The organism is Hwangdonia lutea, assembly GCF_032814565.1.
Lineage (GTDB): Bacteria > Bacteroidota > Bacteroidia > Flavobacteriales > Flavobacteriaceae > Hwangdonia > Hwangdonia lutea.
This window is the reverse complement of the sequence record NZ_CP136521.1, coordinates 3,699,725-3,723,258: the sequence shown is the minus strand read 5'-3', so window position 1 is coordinate 3,723,258 and position 23,534 is coordinate 3,699,725. Positions and strand designations below refer to the sequence as shown.

General features: G+C 36.4%; 21 protein-coding genes. 16 read left to right on the top strand and 5 right to left on the bottom strand.

Features of this window, described 5'->3' with window-relative positions; genetic code table 11:
* The first annotated feature begins 45 nt into the window (after positions 1 to 45).
* The 6 genes from RNZ46_RS16015 (at position 46) to bshA (ending at position 7,197) form a co-directional block, all read left to right on the top strand.
* Positions 46 to 837: a (Fe-S)-binding protein gene (locus tag RNZ46_RS16015; protein ID WP_316983180.1), complete on the top strand. Its 792-nt coding sequence runs from the start codon at positions 46 to 48 to the stop codon at positions 835 to 837.
* The gene (locus RNZ46_RS16010) at positions 838 to 1,029 is read left to right on the top strand and encodes a hypothetical protein (protein ID WP_316983179.1); all 192 of its coding nucleotides are present in this window, start codon (positions 838 to 840) and stop codon (positions 1,027 to 1,029) included. It begins immediately after the preceding gene.
* Between the two features lies 1 nt (position 1,030).
* Positions 1,031 to 1,516: an ABC transporter ATPase gene (locus RNZ46_RS16005; protein WP_316983178.1), complete on the top strand. Its 486-nt coding sequence runs from the start codon at positions 1,031 to 1,033 to the stop codon at positions 1,514 to 1,516.
* Between the two features lie 181 nt (positions 1,517 to 1,697).
* Positions 1,698 to 2,921 (top strand): phosphoserine phosphatase SerB, encoded by a 1,224-nt coding sequence (gene serB, locus RNZ46_RS16000; RefSeq protein WP_316983177.1) that lies wholly within the window; start codon positions 1,698 to 1,700, stop codon positions 2,919 to 2,921.
* A gap of 153 nt (positions 2,922 to 3,074) precedes the next feature.
* On the top strand, positions 3,075 to 5,993 hold the full coding sequence (locus RNZ46_RS15995; RefSeq protein WP_316983176.1) for a serine hydrolase domain-containing protein: 2,919 nt from the start codon (positions 3,075 to 3,077) through the stop codon (positions 5,991 to 5,993).
* A gap of 67 nt (positions 5,994 to 6,060) precedes the next feature.
* A complete protein-coding gene (bshA, locus tag RNZ46_RS15990) occupies positions 6,061 to 7,197 on the top strand; it encodes an N-acetyl-alpha-D-glucosaminyl L-malate synthase BshA (protein ID WP_316983175.1) in 1,137 nt (378 codons plus the stop codon).
* Between the two features lie 34 nt (positions 7,198 to 7,231).
* Here bshA and RNZ46_RS15985 read toward each other — a convergent pair whose 3' ends face one another.
* Together RNZ46_RS15985 and RNZ46_RS15980 are read right to left on the bottom strand one after the other, a co-directional pair.
* Positions 7,232 to 7,777 carry a cupin domain-containing protein gene (locus RNZ46_RS15985; RefSeq protein ID WP_316983174.1) on the bottom strand — a complete coding sequence of 182 codons (546 nt, stop codon included), beginning with the start codon at positions 7,775 to 7,777 and terminating at the stop codon, positions 7,232 to 7,234.
* An 84-nt stretch (positions 7,778 to 7,861) separates the two neighbouring features.
* The gene (locus RNZ46_RS15980) at positions 7,862 to 8,683 is read right to left on the bottom strand and encodes a helix-turn-helix domain-containing protein (protein ID WP_316983173.1); all 822 of its coding nucleotides are present in this window, start codon (positions 8,681 to 8,683) and stop codon (positions 7,862 to 7,864) included.
* Between the two features lie 247 nt (positions 8,684 to 8,930).
* Here RNZ46_RS15980 and RNZ46_RS15975 point away from each other — a divergent pair, with 247 nt between their 5' ends.
* On the top strand, positions 8,931 to 10,457 hold the full coding sequence (locus tag RNZ46_RS15975; RefSeq protein ID WP_316983172.1) for a GH3 family acyl-acid amido synthetase: 1,527 nt from the start codon (positions 8,931 to 8,933) through the stop codon (positions 10,455 to 10,457).
* Here RNZ46_RS15975 and RNZ46_RS15970 read toward each other — a convergent pair.
* Both RNZ46_RS15970 and RNZ46_RS15965 read right to left on the bottom strand, forming a co-directional pair.
* Complete coding sequence (locus RNZ46_RS15970; RefSeq protein WP_316983171.1) at positions 10,444 to 11,061, bottom strand: hypothetical protein; 618 nt, start codon at positions 11,059 to 11,061, stop codon at positions 10,444 to 10,446. The two genes, RNZ46_RS15975 and RNZ46_RS15970, sit on opposite strands and share 14 nt — an antisense overlap.
* Positions 11,062 to 11,236: 175 nt before the next feature.
* Positions 11,237 to 11,728, bottom strand: coding sequence for a hypothetical protein (locus tag RNZ46_RS15965; RefSeq protein ID WP_316983170.1), 492 nt, complete (start codon positions 11,726 to 11,728; stop codon positions 11,237 to 11,239).
* A 456-nt stretch (positions 11,729 to 12,184) separates the two neighbouring features.
* On the opposite strand from RNZ46_RS15965, the gene aroC reads away from it, so the two are divergent.
* The 9 genes from aroC (at position 12,185) to RNZ46_RS15920 (ending at position 22,721) form a co-directional block, all read left to right on the top strand.
* Positions 12,185 to 13,246 (top strand): chorismate synthase, encoded by a 1,062-nt coding sequence (gene aroC, locus RNZ46_RS15960; RefSeq protein ID WP_316983169.1) that lies wholly within the window; start codon positions 12,185 to 12,187, stop codon positions 13,244 to 13,246.
* A gap of 391 nt (positions 13,247 to 13,637) precedes the next feature.
* Positions 13,638 to 14,456: a type ISP restriction/modification enzyme gene (locus RNZ46_RS15955; RefSeq protein WP_316983168.1), complete on the top strand. Its 819-nt coding sequence runs from the start codon at positions 13,638 to 13,640 to the stop codon at positions 14,454 to 14,456.
* 141 nt (positions 14,457 to 14,597) lie between these two features.
* The gene (locus RNZ46_RS15950; RefSeq protein WP_316983167.1) at positions 14,598 to 15,326 is read left to right on the top strand and encodes a phosphatase PAP2 family protein; all 729 of its coding nucleotides are present in this window, start codon (positions 14,598 to 14,600) and stop codon (positions 15,324 to 15,326) included.
* Positions 15,327 to 15,468: 142 nt separating this feature from the next.
* Positions 15,469 to 16,914 carry a dicarboxylate/amino acid:cation symporter gene (locus RNZ46_RS15945; protein WP_316983166.1) on the top strand — a complete coding sequence of 482 codons (1,446 nt, stop codon included), beginning with the start codon at positions 15,469 to 15,471 and terminating at the stop codon, positions 16,912 to 16,914.
* A 64-nt stretch (positions 16,915 to 16,978) separates the two neighbouring features.
* Positions 16,979 to 18,019, top strand: coding sequence for a glutathione synthase (gene gshB / locus RNZ46_RS15940; protein ID WP_316983165.1), 1,041 nt, complete (start codon positions 16,979 to 16,981; stop codon positions 18,017 to 18,019).
* A 95-nt stretch (positions 18,020 to 18,114) separates the two neighbouring features.
* Positions 18,115 to 18,939: a sulfurtransferase gene (locus tag RNZ46_RS15935; protein WP_316983164.1), complete on the top strand. Its 825-nt coding sequence runs from the start codon at positions 18,115 to 18,117 to the stop codon at positions 18,937 to 18,939.
* 3 nt (positions 18,940 to 18,942) lie between these two features.
* A complete protein-coding gene (locus tag RNZ46_RS15930; protein ID WP_316985006.1) occupies positions 18,943 to 19,773 on the top strand; it encodes an N-formylglutamate amidohydrolase in 831 nt (276 codons plus the stop codon).
* Positions 19,773 to 21,611: a peptidase MATCAP family protein gene (locus RNZ46_RS15925; protein WP_316983163.1), complete on the top strand. Its 1,839-nt coding sequence runs from the start codon at positions 19,773 to 19,775 to the stop codon at positions 21,609 to 21,611. Before RNZ46_RS15930 ends, RNZ46_RS15925 begins: the two co-directional genes overlap by 1 nt.
* Positions 21,612 to 21,680: 69 nt before the next feature.
* Positions 21,681 to 22,721, top strand: a complete 1,041-nt coding sequence (locus tag RNZ46_RS15920) for a glutathione synthetase (protein ID WP_316983162.1) — start codon at positions 21,681 to 21,683, stop codon at positions 22,719 to 22,721.
* Between the two features lie 88 nt (positions 22,722 to 22,809).
* On the opposite strand, the gene trmD is transcribed toward RNZ46_RS15920, so the two are convergent.
* A complete protein-coding gene (trmD, locus tag RNZ46_RS15915) occupies positions 22,810 to 23,487 on the bottom strand; it encodes a tRNA (guanosine(37)-N1)-methyltransferase TrmD (protein WP_316983161.1) in 678 nt (225 codons plus the stop codon).
* Between the last annotated feature and the right edge of the window lie 47 nt (positions 23,488 to 23,534).

Here is a 23,534-nt window from a genome sequence, read left to right as displayed (position 1 = left end):
TTCTGCAAGGTTTTTTAAATCCTTGTAGCTATTAAACTTTAATAAATGAGCGAAACAATAAAAGTACCAACCATGGCAGAATTTATGGCCCAAGGTAAGCAACCCGAAGTATTATTTTGGGTAGGGTGCGCCGGTAGTTTTGACGATAGAGCAAAAAAAATAACCAAAGCATTTGTTATACTTTTAAACAAAGCCAATGTAGAATTTGCCGTTTTGGGCACCGAAGAAAGCTGTACCGGCGATCCTGCAAAACGCGCTGGAAACGAGTTTCTGTTTCAAATGCAAGCCGTAACCAATATAGAAGTGCTAAATGCCTACGAAGTAAAAAAAATCGTTACTGCTTGTCCGCATTGCTTTAATACCATCAAAAACGAATATCCGGAATTGGGTGGTAGTTACGAGGTAATGCACCATACACAGTTCTTAAAAACACTATTGGACGAAGGGCGTTTAACCATCGAGGGCGGTAAATTTAAAGGCAAACGCATCACCTTTCACGACCCCTGTTATTTAGGGCGCGCCAACAATGTTTACGAAGCACCACGAGAGCTCATTCAAAAATTGGAAGCAGAATTGGTAGAAATGAAAAACTGCCGACGCAACGGATTGTGCTGTGGCGCAGGAGGCGCACAAATGTTTAAAGAACCCGAAAAAGGAGACAAAGATGTTAATGTGGAGCGTACCGAACAAGCTTTGGATGTTAAACCAGAAATTATAGCGGCAGGTTGCCCGTTCTGTAACACCATGATGACCGATGGCGTTAAGGCCAAAGAAAAGGAAAACGATGTTGAAGTTATGGATATTGCAGAACTTATCGCCAATGCCCAAGACTTGTAAATGGCACCTAAAGGTATAAAACAGCAAATAATTTACGGCCTAGTAACGGGCTTAATTTACGCCGGTTTTATTGCCATTGTAGATTATTATAAGGATAAGGAATTTAATCTTCAAAAGTTTATTATCGGTTTTATTCTTTTTGGAATAGGAATGATTATTGTTGCACGAATTAAACACAAGAAAGACAAATAAAATGCTAGTTGATTTTAATACATTACCCGAAGAATCCCGGGTTTGGATATACCAAGCCAACCGTTCGTTTACCGAACAGGAATTAGAAGAAATACAATCGAAACTTAATACTTTTATCGAAAACTGGACCGCACACGGCAGCGATTTACAAGCAGGTTACACCATAAAATACAAACGTTTTATTGTATTGGGCTTAAACCAAGATGTAAATAAAGCCACGGGTTGCTCCATTGATGCGTCGGTTCATTTTATTCAACAATTGGAAAAGGAATATAACGTCGACCTTATGGATAAAATGAATGTATCTTACAAACAAGGCGAGTACGTGGCCTACAAACCATTAACCGAGTTCAGGAAAATGGCAAAAGACAAAGCCATATCGAAAAACACCATCGTTTTTAATAATTTAGTCAATAACATTGCTGAATTCAATGAGAATTGGGAAGTACCTGCAAGCGAAAGCTGGCATGGGCGCTTTGTAAAATAGATTATTTTTTAGTTTTATCTTATTATCATTGCTTTTCTATCTTAAATTTACAGTTTGATTATATGATTATCAAAAATTAAGATAAGCGTGTATTATAACCCCAAAAAACTTTTATTTCTCAAATAGAATAATGATTTTTACGCCCTGATAATTATCTGATTAAAAGAGTGAAAATTACATTATGACTAACGAGATTTTCTTATTAACAATTTCAGGACAGGATAAACCAGGTATAACTTCGAGCTTAACCGAGGTTTTGGCTAAGTACGGTGCCAAAGTATTGGATATTGGGCAGGCAAACATACACGATACACTATCTTTGGGTATTATGTTTGTTATTGAACGCGGTAAAGAATCTGCACCCGTTTTAAAAGATTTACTGTTCAAATCTTACGAACTTGGGATTAAAGCCAAATTTATGCCCATTTCGCTCGAAGATTACGAAAAATGGGTTAATCTTCAAGGAAAAGACCGCTACATCGTTACCATTCTGGGAAAAAAACTGGCTGCCGAACAAATATCAGAAGTCACCAAAGTTATTTCAGAAAAAAACCTCAATATAGATTCTATAAAACGGCTCACAGGACGTTTATCATTAGTTAAAGAAGAAGAATACCCCAGAGCATCTATTCAATTATCCATTAGAGGCAAAATAGATTGCAAAAGAGATTTTACTGAAAAATTCATGCAAATTTCACACGATTTAGATGTCGATATCGCTTTTCAAGAAGATAATATTTACCGAAGAAACCGACGTTTGGTGTGTTTCGATATGGATTCAACATTGATTCAAACAGAAGTTATTGACGAGTTGGCAGAATTAGCCGGAGTGGGCGAAAAGGTAAAGGCCATTACAGAATCGGCCATGAACGGCGACATAGATTTTAACGAAAGTTTTAAACGTCGCATGAAGCTTCTAAAAGGTTTAAGCGAAGATGTGCTGCAAAATGTTGCCGTAAATTTACCCATAACCAAAGGCGCAAGACGACTTATAGACACCTTAAAAACATACGGATTTAAAACCGCAATTTTATCGGGAGGTTTCACCTATTTTGGTCATTATTTGCAAAAGGAATTGGGTATCGATTATGTTTATGCCAATCAATTGGAAATTAAAGACGGCAAGTTAACGGGCGGTTATCTTGGTGATATTGTCGATGGCAATAAAAAGGCAGAATACCTTAAGGAAATAGCAAAAAGGGAAGGCATCGATATAAGCCAAACCATTGCCGTTGGCGATGGAGCAAACGATTTGCAGATGCTTAATCTTGCCGGTTTAGGCATCGCTTTTCACGCCAAACCAAAGGTGAAAGATAATGCACAAAACGCCATATCTAGCATCGGGTTAGACGGTGTTTTGTATTTGTTGGGCTACCACGACAGACATATAGACTTATTGGAGTAATTTAACAGTTTCGAACATTAAAGAAACTGTTCACAATCTTATTTATAAATCTATCTTAAAGTCTTTTTTTCTTCTTTTTAAAAGTGGTAATTTGGCACAGTTTTTTCTATTAAAGTGTTTTTACGAAAAAAATAAAAAAAAATTATCTACGCTATGCGCCAATTTATACTCTCAATACTTTCATGTTTTACCCTAATTTTTGCATTTGGTCAGACTACCACAAATCCTTTATTGGTTAAAAATGTAGAAGCACAACAAAAATGGGTTGATAGTGTATATAATTCCTTAACCCTAAAAGAAAAAATAGGGCAGTTGTACATGATTATGGTTTTTACCAATCAAGATAAAAAAGCCATAGATGCCAATGTAAAACTCATTCAAGATCATAAATTGGGAGGTGTTATCTATTCGTTAGGTGGTCCGGTAAAACAAGCCAAATTAAACAACATGTTACAGGCTACCGCTAAAGTGCCGCTTTTGGTTGGGATGGATGCCGAATGGGGATTGGGCATGCGTTTGGACTCTACCTACTCGTTTCCGTGGAATATGACACTCGGTGCCATAAAGGACAACAATCTTGTTAAACAAGCCGGAAAACATATTGGCGAACATTGCAGGCGCTTAGGCGTTCATTTTAATTTTGCACCTGTGGTGGATATTAATACCAATCCTAAAAACCCCATAATTGGCAACCGGTCGTTTGGTGAAGATAGAGATAATGTAACCGCCAAGGCTTTGGCTTTTATGGAAGGTATGCAAAGTGCTGGTGTTTTGGCCAACGCAAAGCATTTTCCCGGGCATGGCGATACCGATCAAGATTCACATAAAACATTGCCAACCATTAATTTCAGTAAAAAACGTATAGATTCCGTCGAGCTGTATCCGTATAAAAAATTAATAAAAGAAGGGCTTTCAAGCGTTATGGTGGCGCATTTAAACGTTCCCAGTTTAGAGTCGCGTCCCGGTTATCCTTCATCTTTATCAAAACATATTGTTACCGATATTTTAAAGGAACGCTTGGGCTTTAAAGGGCTTATTTTTACGGATGCCTTAAATATGAAAGGGGCTTCAAATTTCGATGAATCTGGAGCTATCGATTTAGCCGCGTTTAAAGCGGGTAACGATGTATTGTTAATTTCTGAAGATGTTCCCACGGGTATTTCAAAAATAGCCGAAGCTTATGAAAAAGGCGAAATTACCGAAGCGCGTTTAGCACATTCGGTTAAAAAAGTGCTTCAAGCTAAATATAAGGTCGGACTGAATAATTATAAACCTATTGGATTGTATAATCTATCGAAAGATTTGAATAGAATTGAAGACGATGTTTTATACGAAGATCTTATTGAAGATGCATTAACCATAGTAAAAAACAAAAACGATTTGTTGCCATTACGACAGCTTGAAACAAAAACCATAGCGTATGTTAAAATGGGTGACGACAGTGGAAAAACTTTCTTCAACGAACTTAAAAAATATACTAAAGTCCACGCAGTTGAAGCTGAAAATCTAGATGAATTAATAAATAAGCTGCATCCATATAATACGGTTGTGGTAGGCTTGCATCGCTCTAACGATAACCCTTGGAAAGCTCATAAATTTACCGATAAAGAATTGGTTTGGTTGTATGAAATAGCTAGGACGCACACCGTAATATTAGATGTTTTTGTAAAACCTTATGCGCTTTCCGATTTAAAAACCATCGAAAATATTGAAAGTATCGTGGTGAGTTATCAAAACAGTGATATTGCGCAACAAAAATCGGCACAACTTATATTTGGTGCTTTGGCTGCCAAGGGCACTTTGCCCGTTTCAACCGGCCCGTTTTTTAAGGAGGGCGATGGCATAAATACCTTTTCAATAAAACGATTGGGCTATTCCAGTCCGGAACGTGTGGGTATGAGTTCGACAAAACTGAGTAAAATAGATGCTGTGGCTCAAAGAGCTGTGGATTCGATGATGACACCCGGCATTCAGCTTTTAGTCGCAAGACGCGGGAAAGTTATCTACAATAAAAACTTCGGAAAACACACCTATAAAGGTAAAGAAAAAGTAACTTTTGATGATATTTACGATGTGGCTTCACTTACCAAAATCATAGCCACCTTGCCCTTGCTCATGGAATTGGTAGAACAGGGCATTGTATCATTAGACAGTAAACTTTCAGAAATTTTGCCCGAGTATAAAAAATCAAACAAAAAAAACATTACCATTAAGCAAATGCTGTCTCACTACGCACAATTACGCCCGTGGGAACCCTTTTATTATAAAACCCTAGATTCGATAACCAAACGCCCGAGTGCAAAATATTATAGAAAAACCAAAAGTGATAAATTCAATATTGAAGTCACTAAAAATCTGTATTTGCGAAGTGATTATAAAGACTCAATAAACAGCATTATTAAAGACTCCGAATTGTTAAACCGATTAAGATATCGCTACAGTGATTTTCCGTATTACATTTTAAAGAAATTTATTGAAAAGCATTACGACAAAGGATTAGATGAAATTGTACAAGACCGTTTTTATCAGTCGTTGGGCGCCAATTATACCATGTATAACCCGTACCATAAAATAAGCAATAAGAAAATTGTTCCTACTGAAATTGACGATTATTACCGCTACCAAAAAGTACATGGCTATGTTCACGATATGGGTGCGGCAATGCAAAATGGTGTGGGCGGTCATGCCGGTGTTTTTAGCAATGCTAACGATGTGGCCAAAATTATGCAAATGTACTTGCAAAAAGGATTTTACGGTGGTAAACGCTATTTAAAACCAGAAACGGTTGATAGGTTTAACACCTGCTATTTTTGCGAAAAGGACAATAGGCGAGGTGTGGGCTTCGACAAACCTCAATTGGGGGAAGAAGGGCCAACATGCGGGTGCATATCAATGACGAGTTTTGGGCATTCCGGGTTTACCGGCACCTATGCTTGGGCAGACCCTGAAGAAGAAATTATTTATGTGTTTTTGGCCAATAGAACGTATCCGAGAGCGGGACGAAATATATTGCTGAAAAAGAACATAAGAACAGATATTCAACGTTTAATTTACGAAGCGATTGAAGATTAAAGTACTTAGAGTTATAAGTAAAAAGGACTTAAATTGGAAAGAACTTTAGGCACTTAAAACATAATATATGAAAATAGGTATAGTTTGTTACCCCACATTTGGAGGTAGTGGTGTTGTAGCCACAGAGCTAGGTTTGGAATTATCTAAGCGCGGGCACGAAATTCATTTTATCACTTATAATCAACCTGTACGGTTGGATTTGTTGGGTAATAATGTGCATTACCACGAAGTGAACGTGCCAGAATATCCGTTATTCCATTACCAACCATACGAATTGGCATTGTCGAGTAAATTGGTCGATATGGTAAAGCTTCATAAAATTGAAATACTACATGTGCACTATGCCATTCCTCATGCTTATGCGGCATATATGGCTAAAAAAATGCTAATTGAAGAAAATATTTATGTACCCATTGTAACCACGCTTCACGGTACCGATATTACCTTGGTTGGCAGTCATCCATTTTACAAACCAGCGGTTACCTTTAGTATTAATAAATCGGATGCCGTAACAGCGGTTTCACAGAGTTTAAAAGAAGATACCCTGCGTTTATTCGATATTAAGAATGAAATAAATGTGGTATCTAATTTTATCGATTTAAGTAAATACAATCACGATTTTACCGATTGCCAAAGAGCTATGATGGCTACTGACAATGAGAAAATAATTACCCATATTAGTAATTTTCGTGAAGTAAAACGTGTACAAGACGTTATTACAATTTTTTATAACATCCAAAAAGAAATACCGGCAAAACTCATGTTGGTTGGTGAAGGTCCCGAACGTGAAAAAATGGAATGGCAATGCCAAGAATTAGGTATTACCGATAAGGTGGTTTTCTTTGGGAAAAGTAATGAAATTGATAAGATATTATGCTTTAGCGACTTGTTTTTATTACCATCGCAAACCGAAAGTTTTGGGTTGGCCGCATTGGAAGCCATGGCCTCTGGCGTACCCGTAATATCGAGTAACACGGGAGGTATACCCGAGGTAAATATCCATGGAGTTTCTGGGTTTTTAAGTGAGGTGGGCGATGTAAGTGATATGACTAAAAACGCTTTACATATTTTAAAAGATGACAACCGATTAAAAACCTTTAAAAGTAACGCTAGAAAAGAATCCTTAAAATACGATTTGCATCACATTGTACCGCAATACGAAACGATTTATGAGGATACATTGGCTAAATGCTTGGTGCTTTAAAATTAAAAGTTAGCTAAATAACTGGCGCCATTATTTAGACAAAGCGGATACCGTGTTTCCCGCAAATTTCAGATACCTTTTTAAAATCTGGGGGACCATCAGGGAGTTTTGCCAACTCACTGAACATATGTTCAATACCAGCAGGAAAAGCCGATGTCATCATTTTAGCCTTTTCAGTTCCAACTACTTTCCAGGAGTGGGATATGTTTTTTGGAGCGTATGCGATATCGCCTTCATTTAAAACCGTAGTTTTACCATCAACCATAATTTCAACTTGTCCTTTTATAACTCTAAATATTTCATCTTCTTTGGTATGAATATGTGACGGAATACCAACACCGGGTTCAACGTTATCTACCCATTCAACTATTTGGTTTCCAGTGTCGCTACCGGCTAGTTTGCGTGTTTGAACGTCCCCTATTACGTTCAAAACACCACCCTCAGAATCTTTAATAATTTTCGATTTGCCATTATTTTCATAATGGTTTTTTAAAGATTCAGATCGACCTTGCATGAGACTCGGGATAAATAAAAGACTTAGTCCAATGCCCGAAGTTTTTAAGAATTTGTTTCTGTTCATAATTAATGTTTTATGCAATTTATATGAATAACAAACCTGAAACAATGTGAAAATTACGGTAAAACCATAGATTTTTGGAAGCAATTACTTTTTTCTTAAGGCTGAAGGCGTTATTCCCGTGTGGGTTTTAAAAAAGTAGCTAAAATAATCTGGTGATGAGAAGCCTAATTCAAAACTGATTTCTTTAATTGTTTTGTCTGAAAATTTTAGGGCATGCCTAGACCTCATCAGTAATTGTTCAATAATGATGTTTTTTGAACTTACGGCGAGAACTTCTTTGACGCATTCATTCAAATATTTAGGAGAAATGTTGAGCAGTTTGGCATAATCGGCCACTTCGTGATGTTCAAATATATATTGATCTACAAGTTGTTTAAACTTGTAGACGATGTTTGATTTTGAGTTGTTATTTGAAGCTATCGATTTAATGTTGCACTGCCCATCGCAGTAAACAAAAAAGGTGTTTAATAAGGACAGGATGGCATCATCTTTATGGTTTAATTGAGAGCCTAGTAATTCATCAATCATTTCCAAAATAGCCAGTGTTCTTTTTTCGATGCCAGGACTTAGTTTGAATAATGGTATTTCGCCTGAATTGAAAAGCCTTACTTTATTGATGTGAAGATTACTTAAAACAGGACTGTTTAAAACCTCTTTGGCTAAGTACAAAATATACCCCGAAGAAGAAGTGTTGCTGTTTTTTAATATTTTCCATCGATATTTAGGATCGATAAAAAATATAGAATTGGATACATTTTTATAGAGTACATCATTTATTTCTATACCCTTTACCTCATTTTTAATCCAACAAACAGCAAAATCATCCCTACGATGCTTTAAAGTCTTCTTGTTAATTATTTGCGTAATGTTTACAGCGTCTGGTTTCATTAATGATAATAATGACAATCTTTATTTGATATCATCTTTTTTAAAATGGTTTATTCTCAACCGGTTAACGAATTTCGAAATTTTTTTGTAAAAAAAAAGTATTACCTAATCTTACAAAGTTTCCAAAATAGGTCACTTAATTAAATGCTTAAAATACTGATATTTCAGAAGAAATAAGTTCAAAAGGTAATGCGTTAACACCTGCTTTAAAAGAGTTAAAATATTAGCTTTTTAATGCTGATATTTGAAGTAAATTAAACACAATATGGCAATTTTAGGTAATATAATTAAAGGAGTAATAGATTTAAAAGACACCTTGTCTTCAGAGGTTAATCATCAAGAAGCTCAAAAGGAGGTATTAAAACAGCTTTTAACGAAGGCTAAAGACACACAATTTGGTAAGCATTATAAATTTGATGCAATTTTAAAATCAGATGATTTTCAATCCAATTTTTCAAACTTAGTTCCCTATTTCGATTATAATAAAATAAATGATGAATGGTGGTATAAATTGCACGAGGGAGAAACGGATGTAACATGGCCAAATAGCCCATCTTATTTTGCTTTAAGCTCGGGTACCACAGGAAAAACAAGCAAACGCATTCCGGTGACCGATGCTATGATTGAAGCCATCAGGCAGGCTGGAATAAAACAGGTTTTTGCATTGAGTAACTTTGATTTACCCGCTGATTTTTTTGAAAAAGAAATGATGATGTTGGGAAGTTCTACCGATTTAGAAGAACGCAATAACCGTTTAGAAGGGGAAATTAGCGGCATTAGCGCCAGGAATATTCCTTTTTGGTTTAGAAACTATTACAAACCCGGAGAAGATATTGCTAAAATTGATGATTGGGATACTAGAGTACAGCGCATTGCTGAGCGTGCTAAGGACTGGGATATTGGCGCTTTAAGCGGAATTCCATCATGGATTGAACTTATGCTTGAAAAAGTTATAGACTATCATAAATTAGAGCATATTCACCAAATTTGGCCCAATTTGCAAGTTTACACATCGGGCGGTGTCGCCTTCGGACCATATGAAAAAAGCTTTCATGCGCTTATGGGAAAACCGGTTACGGTTATTGATACCTATTTAGCTTCAGAAGGTTATATAGCCACTCAAGTGCGACCAGATACCGATGCGATGCAATTAAACACAGACAATGGTATTTATTTTGAATTTGTTCCGTTTAAGCCAGAATATATAAATGAAGACGGATCATTAACACAAAACGCTCCATCGGTTACTTTGCAAGATGTAGAATTGGAACAAGACTACGTTTTAATACTAAGTACTGTAAGCGGTGCGTGGCGTTATATAATTGGCGACACCATAGAGTTTACAGATATTGAACTGGCTGAAATAAAAATTACGGGGCGTACAAAATTCTTCTTAAATACAGTAGGTTCGCAGTTATCGGTTAATAAAATGGATGACGCGATGAAGTTTTTAGAAGAACAGTTTTCTACTAAAATTCCAGAGTATACTATATGTGCCAAACGTGGGGACGATGGTGAGTTTTATCATTTTTGGTACCTCGCATCCGAAAGGGAAGATTTGAATGAAAACGATTTATCTCAAGCTTTAGATACCTGTTTAAAAGACGCGAATAAAAACTATAAAGTTGCGCGTTCCAAGGCTTTAAAAGGAGTTAAGGTAAAAGTGGTATCACCAGAGGTATTTTACAATTGGAGTGGTGCCAACAAGAAAAAAGGCGGACAAGTAAAAATGGAACGTGTTATGGGTGAAGATAAATTTAAGGATTGGGAAGACTTTGTTAATCAATCTTAACCTTTTGTAATTCGGCATTCCTATTGTTAACTAACTCCATAATTTCTTCCGGAGATAAATAATACCGTTTTATACGTTTTTTATAAATGTTGGAAATATCGGCGTGGTTTAATATAAAATCCTTTGTTTTTAAAATATAATCTGCCATACCATGGTTAACCGCATATGTGTCGGCTGCACGCTCTGCTTCAACAATGTAGTTTTCAGAGAATAAATATTTCAAACCAAAACCAATTAAATTCAATTTGCTTCGGTTTTGATAATCCATAATGTGTCCCAGTTCGTGGCCAATCCATCCAATTAAAATATCAGATTTTATATGTTTTGTTAAAAATTCCTTGTCTGATATTTTAAAAGTTTCACTAATTAGTATCAAGTATTTTCGGTGTTTTTTACTCCTAAAAAAACTACCAAAACTAGGTCTGGCTTGCATTGTCGATTTTTTAATATGCTTTTTAAACTTAATTTCAATATTAATATGTTTTAAATCTGGATAATAAGACAATGCTGTTTTTACTTCTTTATATATAGATTTGGGTATGAGGTGATGTGCATTCATAAGTTGAGAAAATAATAAGGTTACAAGTAAAATAATTCTTATCATGAATTATTGTAAATAAGTAATATATCCATTTTTTTTAATGTATTAATGGGAATAACTTATATGCGTTAATTATTATCTTAAATGAGATACAAATCACTTTGGATTGATAGGCTTTAAAACAAACCAAATAAAAAAGCGCCCAAAAGGGCGCTTTTCAAAAATATAAATGGTGTTTTTAGAATTGATAACGAATGCCTAAAGCAATATCAAAATCTAAATCATTGTTGTTAAAGTTGTCGTTTCCAAAACCAATTTCCGGTCTAAAATCCAACGAGAGTAATAAAGGAATATCGAAATTATATTCAATACCAACATCGCCTGCTGCAAAAATAAAGGTATCGGTAGCGTCGCTGCCTCCCGGAACGTTAACACTAAATGAGCCTAAACCACCTCCGGCACCGGCATACCAGTTAAAACCTCCATCTAAATTCCAAACCCATTGGTACAAACCAGCTAATTTAAAACCATCGTAGTTTTTACCATCGCGCCAACCTAAATCCAGCTCTAAACGGTTGTTATCGCCTAAAGCATGCTGATACGATATTTCGGCACCAAAGCCATCGCTATCGCCCAAACGGAGGCCAATAGCATTGTTTGAAATCTCTTGTGCACTTGCAGAAAATGTAAATCCTAATACGGCAACTGATAATAAAAATAATTTTTTCATAAGTTTAAAAGTTTTGTTTTTTATTTATTAAAATTTAATATGTTTCAAATAGAACGCAAAGGTAAGATTCGCGTCATAATTTATACTATAAAATTATTCATTAAAAAAGAGGTCTCAATAGTTATATACGGCCTATTGTAAAAAATAGATCATTTAAATATGCAGATAACATTTACAATAATAACGCCAAAACCGTAATTATATTGGACTTTTTTATAGATATGATGTAAAGATTTGAAACACAGACCTAAGTCCGTATTCATTCAAAAGAAATTATTTATTCAGTCCCAAGTATTTAGTTAACCGTCATTGGTTTTTAGGCAACAGTGATAAATTATTAACCATCAATCTTCGGTATTCAGGCTTCTGTTATCCGTCACATCCTCTTTTCAACAAAACACAATTTCAATTTCCGTATGTCTAATAATAGGATTATTTTAGCATCAAAATTTTACTATGGCAGGCAACACTTTCGGAAAACTATTCAGCTTAACAACGTACGGCGAATCCCACGGCCCCGCTTTGGGTGGCGTTATAGACGGCTGTCCGTCTGGTATTGCGTTAGATTTGGAGGCCATTCAAAACGAGTTAGATAGACGTAAACCCGGGCAATCGGCTATTGTAACCCAACGCAAAGAACCCGATACGGTAAAATTCCATTCCGGTATTTTCGAAGGTAAAACCACAGGAACTTCCATTGGCTTTGTTATTGAAAACACCAACCAAAAATCGCACGATTACACGCATATAAAAGACAGTTATCGTCCCAGTCATGCAGATTACACCTACGACCAAAAATATGGTTTTAGAGACTATCGCGGTGGCGGTCGTAGTTCGGCACGCGAAACTGCATGTCGTGTGGTGGCAGGTGCCATAGCAAAACAAATGCTACAATGCATCGAGATTACTGCTTACGTTTCTGGGGTGGGCAACATGACACTCGACAAGCCCTATACTGAGTTGGATTTAACAAAAACAGAAACCAACATGGTACGTTGCCCGGACGAAGCCATGGCTTCAAAAATGGAAACGTACATTAAAGAGGTGCGTAGTAAAGGCGATACCGTTGGCGGTATTGTAAGCTGCGTTATTAAAAATATGCCCGCTGGTTTGGGCGAACCCGTGTTCGATAAGTTACATGCCCAATTAGGTAAAGCGATGCTCTCCATAAACGCTGTAAAAGGTTTTGAGTATGGTAGCGGGTTCCAGGGTAGTACCATGTACGGCAGCGACCACAACGATGCATTTAATACCGATGGCACTACAAAAACCAATTTCTCGGGTGGTATTCAAGGAGGTATTAGCAACGGCATGGACATTTATTTTAATGTTGCTTTTAAACCTGTGGCCACACTAATTCAAGAATACGAAACCATCGATAAAGAAGGTAAGGTCGTGCAAATGCACGGTAAAGGCCGTCACGATCCTTGTGTTGTGCCCAGAGCAGTACCCATTGTAGAGGCCATGGCAGCTTTGGTTATTGCCGATTTTTATCTCATAAACAAGCTTTACAAATAATCTTTTTTAGTAGCTCTTTCACCGCTTGTAATTTATCCTGATCGCAGTTAAAAAGTGGGAATCTTATAAAATTAAGCGCCATCACATAAATAGTTTTCCTATTTTAAAAGATAACCACGTCACTGCCTCCATAAAATGTGACGATTGTATTAATGAAGTTAGCTTTCCGCGTTAGGGATAGCAGTGGAAAGCCCACAGCGAATCCCGATAGTTATCGGGATGAGCGCGGACTTGTAACGAATAGCCCGACTCCTTGCCCTGAGCGCAGTCGAAGGGATGGGGGAACGCCCAAATAATTAATATAATGTTACACACTAGTAAAATTTAAAAGCCTATTTTTATATTTGAAATTCAAATAATATAACCGAAAACGAAGTCTAAAAATTATTGTATGACTTTAGCAGAGTACGCTGAATCTATAACTCACCAAGTCCAAACGAGTGTATTTACCTCAACGAAAAGCGGTAAGGTAAAAACAGACTTCGTCAGCCAAATAGCAAAAAAATTAGACTTAGATTTTGCACCCGAAAATGAAAGTGATGGCAACGTGTGTTTTGCCAATAGCAACGAGCTTCGAGACGACTATAAATCCACTTTTGCACCCATCGATATATTAAATTATATCTATGCCGTGTTGCACAGCGCAATATACCGCGAAAATTTCAACGAGTTTTTAAAAATAGATTTTTCTAGCTTGCCATATCCAAAAGATACCAACACCTTTTGGGAATTGGTGAAGTTAGGCGGTCAACTTAGACAACTGCATTTGTTGGAATTTTCAAAAACAGAAAATTATATTACCAGTTACCCTATTGATGGCGATAATGTAGTAACCCGAAAAATGACCAAAAGCAGCATGGGCTTTGAGCCGTATTGTCACACTGAGCGCAGTCGAAGTGCAAACGGATTATCAGTGTCTCCATCGGAAAAAACAAAAGCTGCAAAAGACTCGAAACACATCACTCCTCACGAGGAGGAGATGGGGGAGACCGGCAAAGTTTGGATTAACGACACCCAATATTTTGATAAGGTGCCACAAACCGCTTGGGAGTTTTACATTGGCGGTTATCAATCTGCGCAAAAATGGTTAAAGGACAGGCAAGGAGACACCCTAACTTTTGAGGATATTTTACACTATCAAAAAATAATTGTGGCGCTTACCGAAACCCGCCGTATTATGGAAATTCTTGATGGTATTGATATTACGTAGTTGCTTAGTTTCAGCAGTCATTGCGAGAGCACATTAAGTTAGCTCCAAGCTTGTTTAAGTATAGCCATTTGTAAAAATAAAAACAACTGGGAGTCTTTTTAAGAATCCACAAATTTTATTACCTTAAGTTTTTTAAAAATTATGTTTAAAATTTTAATCGCTTTTATAAAGGAAATAAGAACCTTCTTAATTAATAAGTTGGGGAAATACAATGTAACCTTACCTTATGTTATTGCTTTGGTACTAGCTTTGGTTTTTGTGGTTGTGGGCATCAATGTATTTATTGAACTTACAGAAACGCTTACTACAGATGTACTTGTTCAATACGATACTATGGTTACTGATTATATAATTTCGTTTCGCTCGTCGGCTTTAACAAACTATTTTGTGTTTGTAACCCATGTGGGCGATGTTTACGGGTATTTAACCGTGCTCGCCATTAGCATCTTTCTGTCCTTGGTTATATTTAAACGAAAAAAATACGTGGTGCAAATTTCAGTGGTCTTGTTTTTATCAGCACTTTCAAACTTGGTGTTAAAGCGTTTTATCAATAGAGCAAGACCGAGTATAGAGCACATGGTATCGGTAGAGACATTGAGCTATCCCAGTGGTCATGCCATGAGCGCCATGGCTTTTTATGGTTTTATAATCTATTTGTTTTATAAATTTAATATGAATGGGTTTATAAAATTCACCGCTATTTTTATATTATCCCTGTTAATTTTAAGCATTGGCATCAGTCGTATTTACCTTGGCGTGCATTTCCCTTCGGATATTTTAGGCGGATTTATTGCCGGAGCCATTTGGGTGGTTTTTTGTATTGTTGTTTTTAATATGATTGAAGTGTTTAGACGCGACCCGAAAACATAACACTATGTAACGAGCAATTCTTTTGGCAAAATTGAAAGCAGACCTTGATTGCCACACATAAAAAATACTTATATTGTTAGCCATTTTAATTTACGAATCAAAAAAATAAAACCTCTTGTTAAAAAGGGGATGGATTACACTTATGAAGAAACTCGCACTGCACTGGAAAATTATCATAGGAATGGTTTTAGGAATCATTTGGGCTTTATTATCAAGCACCATGGGTTGGAGTGCCTTTACCATTAATTGGATAGACCCCTTTGGAACCATTTTTATTAATTTATTAAAACTCATTGCGGTACCGTTGGTTTTGTTTTCCATTATAAGTGGCGTAGCAAATATTGGCGATCCTTCAAGTTTGGGCAGAATGGGAGGAAAGACCCTCGGTATTTATCTGCTCACTACCATAATGGCAGTTACATTAGGTTTGGTGTTGGTAAATGTTATAAAACCAGGAAAACTTATTGATGAGGAAAGCAGAATCGACAACAGAATAAGTTATGAGATTTGGGCAGATTCACAGGGTCATGAAATTAAAGATGGTATCAATTATTTACAAAAAGAAGAATTTTTTGAACGTGCCCAAGAGATTTCAGAACTAACAAAAAGCGAACTTCAAGATGCCGCGGTATCCGATAAAATGGATATTGTAAAAAAGAAAAAAGAAACAACGCCGTTACAGCCATTAATAGACATTGTTCCCAGTAACTTCTTTTATTCATTATCCAATAATGGGTTAATGTTACAGATTATATTTTTCGCTGTGTTTTTTGGTGTTTGTTTATTGTTTATTCCCTCAGAAAAATCGAATCCTGTTTTACATCTTGTGGATGGCATTAACGAGGTGTTTTTAAAAATGGTAGATGTTGTAATGCAAGCAGCACCATTTTTTGTATTTGCTTTATTGGCCGGAGTGGTAAGTAAAATGGCAGGTGATGATATTGGTAAGGTTGTTGAAATTTTTAAAGGCCTCAGTTGGTATTCGCTTACGGTTTTAGCTGGGTTATTACTTATGATTTTTGTGGTATACCCTATGATTCTTAAATTGTTTGTAAAGAAAATTCCATACGTTGGCTTTTTTAAATCCATGAGTCCTGCTCAAACTTTAGCATTTTCAACCTCAAGTAGCGCAGCTACATTGCCTGTAACTATGGAGTGTGTGGAGCAAAACTTAGGTGTTAATAAAAAGATAAGCAGTTTTGTGCTGCCCATTGGTGCAACCGTAAATATGGACGGTACAAGTTTGTATCAAGCTATAGCCGTAATTTTCCTAGCACAAATACACATGATAGATTTAACCATAGCCCAACAGATTACTGTAGTTTTAACAGCAACGCTTGCCTCAATTGGTTCTGCTGCTGTACCTAGTGCTGGCTTGGTTATGCTTATTATAGTATTGGATTCAGTAGGTTTAAATCCTGCTTGGATTGCCATTATTTTTCCGGTAGATCGCATTTTAGATATGTTTAGAACCGTTGTTAATGTTACCGGAGATGCCACGGTTTGTTCTATAATTGCCGATGGTGAAAACATGTTAGATTATAAAGAGTTAAAAGACCCTACAGAAACTTTTGATTTAGATTCGTAAATTTTAAATAGTAGATTACTAATTTATTTTTTAACTTTAGAGAAACCGTCAAAACTCCAATAAAATGAACGTTTGCTTTATAATGTACCCATGGGAAGATGTTGACCCAGAAAACGACACCACATTGGCTTTAATTAAAGAATGTGTAAAACGTAAACATGGTGTTGCTATGTGCACACCTGCAAATTTAACCATTAGAAACAGTGTTACCTATGCCAGTTGCACTGTTATTAATCGTATGGAAAAAACGCCATCGTCGTTAAAATCGTTTTATAATAAGGCCGAATTACGTGAAGAAATGCTGCCACTTGCAGGTTTTGATGTGATATTTTTTAGAGCCAATCCGCCGTTGGATCCTATCATGCTTAACTTTTTAGACTCGGTAAAAGACGATGTGTTTATTATGAATTCGCTCCAAGGCATGCGCGAAGCCAACAATAAATTATATACAGCTGCTTTTGGTGATGCACACAGTAACATCATTCCGGCCACCCATGTATCAAAAAACAAAAACTACTTAATTCGGCAAATTAAAGAATCAACCGCCGATAAAATGATATTAAAACCGCTTAATGGTTTTGGTGGCTCGGGCGTTATTCTTATTGAAAAATCGGCAATGAGCAATATTAACTCGCTATTGGATTTTTATATTAATAGCAGTGGCGACGGCTCTTCAAATTACGTGATTTTACAAGATTATATTGAAGGAGCCGACGAAGGCGATGTGCGCATATTAATGCTAAACGGCGAGCCTGTGGGCGCTATGAAACGAGTGCCTGGGAAAGAAGATCACCGCTCCAATGTGTCGGCTGGCGGAAGTGTGCAAAGACATAGTTTAACCAAAGCCGAAAAAGCATTGTGCAAACAAATTGGTCCTAAATTAGTGAAAGACGGGCTGTTTTTTGTTGGAATTGATGTGATTGGCGGAAAGCTGGTTGAAGTTAATGTGATGTCTCCCGGAGGCATTACCTATATTAATAAAGTGTACAAACTTAAAACAAAAATAGAGGAGAAGGTTGTCGATTTTTTAGAAATGAAAGTCATTGATAAACTCCAGGCTTTTGATAGACGCACGCGATTACGCAAAACGGTACAAGACGCTTAATCAATTAATAAATTATCAGTGAAAAATTAATAATGCTTTGTCATGTCGAAATGAGGCACGATTGAGACATCTCATAACCAATTTGAATAAAAAAAATGAGTTCTTATGTAAATCTAAAAACACCCATTGTTTCAGCCGAATGGCTTTACGACCATTTGAATGCCGAAAACCTTGTTGTGCTAGACGGTACGATTAATAAGGTGTTTGATGGTACGCAAAAACAAATTCCAAAGGCGCGGTATTTCGATATTAAAAATAAATTTAGCGATGTATCGAATCCGTTTCCAAGTGCATTTCCATCCGAAGCCCAATTTCAAAAAGAGGCCAGGGCTTTGGGCATAAATAACCAAAGTGCCATTGTAATTACAGATGATAAAGGTATCTATTCCAGCGCCCGTGTTTGGTGGTTGTTTAAAGCGTTTGGGCACGCTAATGTGGCGGTTTTAAATGGCGGAACTCCAGCGTGGTTAAAAGCAGGATATCCAATAGAAACAATGGAAAATGATACACACGATACGGGCGATTTTGTGGCTAAACTTCAGCCTAAATCCATGCAATTTTTTGAGGATATGCTTAAAGCTTCAAAAGAAAAGTCGCATAAAATAATAGATGCACGTTCAGCCGGCCGATTCAACAGTACCGAACCCGAACCCAGAGCAGGCTTGCGTATGGGAACGATTCCAAATTCAAAAAACATTCCATTTAAAAACTTATTAAACACTGATGGTTTACTAAAACCCAAAGAAGAATTACAAGATATTTTTTCAGAAGTGATTCATAAAGAGGATAAGGTTATATTTTCGTGTGGCTCGGGCATTACGGCCTGCGTTTTAGCTTTGGGCGCAGAAATTTCGGGATATAAAAACATGTCGGTTTACGATGGTTCGTGGACGGAATGGGGCACTTTGGTTAAAGAATAAATGATGCAAAAACTTCCGCTTAAAGATATTATTGCAAAGATTAAAAATGAAGACATTTTTGAAGCCGTGTCTTCAGATTACTCGTTTACCCTAAAAATTGATAAATATGTGCCTTATGCCTGTGCGGCGATTCACGACGGGCATCAGTTTAGAAAAGAACTTTGGCCCAATTGCATACACACCGAATACGAGCGTTGGTACGAAGAAGATCCGGAGACCAAAACGATGATTAAATCGCATCCCATTGTTATTGCGGGCTGCGACTCGCGCTTTGAGTACGATTTAAACCGCGCGCCCGAAGCTGCTGTTTTTGATACCGCTTGGGGAAAACAACTCTGGCACCAACCACTATCGGAAGACATGAAAGATAAAAGCCTGCGAAAACACAACAATTTTTATAAAGTGGTGCATACTTTAATTTCGGTGTTAGAATCTAAATTCGGGTTTTGTACCGTTTACGATATGCACAGTTACAATTGGAAACGTTGGGATAGGGAGGTACCCACATGGAATTTAGGAACTTCAAACATCGATAACAAGCGATTTGGAGAGGCTGTTGAAAACTGGCGACAAAGTTTATCCGAAATAAAATTTCCGTACGGTATACCTTCAACCTCAAAAATTAACGACACCTTTCAAGGCAACGGCTATTTTTTAAAATATATTACCAATAACTTTAAAAACACCTTAGTTTTGGCGACCGAAATTGCCAAAGTGTATTGCGATGAATATGATTATATTATTTATCCGGAGGTTGTTCGATCTGTAGAAAATCAACTCAGAAACTTGTTGCCCAAAAATGCTTTGGATAATTACAAAAAGTATTCAAATTAATGATAAAAGAAAATCATATTGATTCACAGATTTTAGAAGAAATTTGTGAAAAAATTAATACAAATAAACAATTAACCTGGGAGTTGCCTAAAAATGGTATCATTCATATTGATAAGCTATTGCCGTTTATTTGTATTTACAGATTTAACACGCTCGATGTTTATTTTTCACGATTAATAAAAACTCAGGCTTCATATATCATTGCTGATGAAACCGTTAATATAAATCATCTAATAGAAGCCATAAGAATTATTATAGAGCAAAAATTTGCCACATTTTTAATTTTGGAATTTTGGCCAGATAACAATCCGAAATCTACAGCATTTCAAATAAGTTGCCCAAAAGCTAAGGCTCCGGCTACTTTAAAAGCCTTAAAGAAAGGCTTTGAATCTTTAAATGCGGTTTATCCTAATATCTCATCAAGTGTAAATGTTGAAAAAGAAAGACATCCAATTCATTTAGAGCCTTTGTTAAATGATGCAGAATCAAAAAAAACGGGGACTTTAATTATTGGTATTTCTGTTCCAACACTCTATAAAAATAGTGAAACCAATGAGTTATATTCACTTTTTTTTAGAGAATTTTATGCTGTGTTTTCAGAAACGGTACAACGTGCCGCATACGAATTTATAAGAATTCAAAATGCTGATGATTTTAAAAATTATTTAATGCTCGGTAAAACACATGTTGATGAAATTACCAGTAAAGCAGATAAGGATTTGGCAGCTATAAGCTCTGGGATGTCTTTTTTATTGCGCACAACACCAGTGAATAGTAATGAGGAATGGGAACGTTTCCAAAAAAATAATTTTAAAAAACCACCAACTTTTAAATACAGGTTAATAGCGCTTGATCCGGAATTGGAAAAAAGAAAACTTTATAATATACCCATAGATACTGTAGACGACCCAACAATTGCCTACATTTTAAGAGGAAAACGTTTAGAAATAGAGAAACAATTAACCATGTTAGAAGAACGTGGTACAAAAAATTTTCGGTTTGTTGGAGAAAGTCTTTATGGTGTGATAAAAAAAGAGGTGCTAAGAGAGGCGAAAAAAATATTAAAAGCATTTCCTAAAGGAGAACGCTTAAAAAGTGAACCGCGCTACAACTGTTATGATTTTGCAAAGTATGCTAAAAAGGAATTAGATTATTACAACGAAAAATTTCCAGATTTGGAACTGTCATACGAAATTCGAAACGATGTTGCTGGTATTATGGTATCAAAATCGAAACTTCTAATAAACGATCAGATTTCTCTAGACGTTAAAAGGAGTGATGCCTTAATACAGCACGAAATAGGTACACACATACTCACTTATTGCAACGGAAAACAGCAACCCCTGCATCAAATGTACGAGGGTTTTGAGGGCTACGATCAACTTCAAGAAGGCATTGCCGTAATTGCGGAATATTTGGTGGGCGGTTTAACGGTTAATAGATTACGTTTGCTAGCTGGTAGGGTGATGGCTGTAAAATCTATGGTTGATGGCGCTAGTTTTATAAACACATTTAACCTTTTAAAGCGAAAATACGCTTTTTCATCGCGCATTGCCTATTACATTTCCATGCGTGTTTATCGAGGTGGCGGACTCACTAAAGATGCGGTATATTTAGCAGGCGTTATCGATGTTTTAAAATATATTAAAAATGGTGGTGACCTTGAAACCCTTTATACGGGGAAATTTAATGTCAATCATATTGAAATTATCGAAGAATTATTAAGCAGAGGAGTGCTTAAACCTGCTGTATTACCTAGGTTTTTACAACGAGAAAGTGTTAAAATTCGGTTGAAAAAATTAAGACAAGGTATTCAAGTGACTGAGTTAGTAAATTAAGCGATAGGGTTAAAAACTATACGATATTTGATTTAACTTGCTTAAATAATAATTAAATCAAACTATGCCATGAAAATCGCATTTATAATAAACGATCATAAAACCGAAAAACCTAACTATACAACACCGGGTTTAGGCTATGCAGCTTATAAAAGAGATCATGATGTTTATTTTATTGGAGTTGGCGAATTATCGTATGCTTCAAAAGGGCATTTATCGGTGCGATGTAAAACGATTAAAGACATTAATTTTAACAGTCAGGAAACCTATTTTAGGGCTGTCCAAAAACAAGATTTCACAAAAGTAAGCTCTGAAGATTTGGATGTTTTATTACTCCGTAATAATCCCGCAGATGAAATAAATAAAAGGGATTGGGCACAAAATGCAGCTTATATTTTTGGAGAGATTGCTATGCGTAATGGTGTTATTGTTTTAAATCATCCTACAAGTTTGGCAAGCGCTATAAATAAAATGTATTTTCAGCATTTTCCTGAAATTATTCGCCCCAAAACAATCATTTCCAGAGATCACAATGAAATTAAGGAGTTCTTCAAAAAGCAAAAGCAAAAAATGATCCTTAAGCCCTTGCAAGGTTCTGGAGGTACTAATGTGTTTATGATGGATAAGAAAAATGAGCACAATTTATCGCAAACTATTGATGCCATTTGTAGAGATGGATTTGTTATTGCCCAAGAATATCTGGAAGAAGCCACCAATGGCGATACACGTTTGTTTTTAATGAATGGAAGACCTTTAGAATTTGATGGTAAGTTTGCTATGATGCAGCGCATAAACTCTTCAGGCGATATTAGAAGTAATATTCATGCTGGAGGTAAACCTTCTTCGGTTAAAATGACGGATCAGATTATGAAATTGGCAGATATTGTTAAGCCAAAACTAGTTCAAGATGGCATGTTTTTAGTGGGCATTGATATTGTAGGCGATAAACTTATGGAAATTAATGTGTTTAGTCCTGGAGGCTTAAATATTACCGGGCAAATGTACGATGTGGATTTTTGCACTCCGGTTATCCAATCTATTGAAAAGAAAGTGTATTATAAAAATATGTATGGTAATTATTTATTCAATTCCAGACTGGCTACATTATAATTGTTTCGTTCACGTCGGCAAAAACATTCAGTTTCTCATATAAAAACCCAAAGCCAATTTCCATGCTTTCCATAGGTTTATTTTTTGGTTAGTCGTCCAATAAATCCGGTCGGCGTTCTTTAGTACGTAAATAAGCTTGTTCTTCGCGCCATTTTTCAATCTCGGGTAAGTTGCCGCTAAATAAAAGTTCGGGTACCTTCCAGCCTTTGTACTCACGCGGTTTGGTGTAAATGGGCGGCGCCAATAGGTTGTCTTGAAACGAATCGGTTAGGGCAGAAGTCTCATTACCCAAAACCCCGGGAATTAAACGTATAACAGCATCGCAAAGTACGGCAGCACCCAACTCGCCACCAGATAACACGTAATCGCCAATGGATATTTCGCGGGTTATAAAATGGTCCCGTACACGTTGGTCCACACCTTTGTAATGGCCGCATAAAATAATAATGTTTCCTTTTAACGAGAGTTGGTTGGCGATGCTTTGGTTTAAGGTTTCGCCGTCGGGCGTCATATAAATAACCTCGTCGTAATGGCGTTTTGCTTTTAAAGCCGAAATACACTTATCAATAGGCTCTACCATCATAACCATGCCTGCACCGCCACCAAATTGGGTATCGTCGATAGATTTGTAATTGTCGGTGGTGTAATCGCGAAGGTTATGAAAATGAACTTCTACCAAACCAGCTTCAATAGCACGTTTTAAAATAGAGGCTTCAAACGGACTTTTAAGTAATTCTGGTAAAACGGTAATAATATCGATGCGCATGGTGTCTTGTTTAAGTTCCGATAATTGTCGGGATGCAAAGATAATTT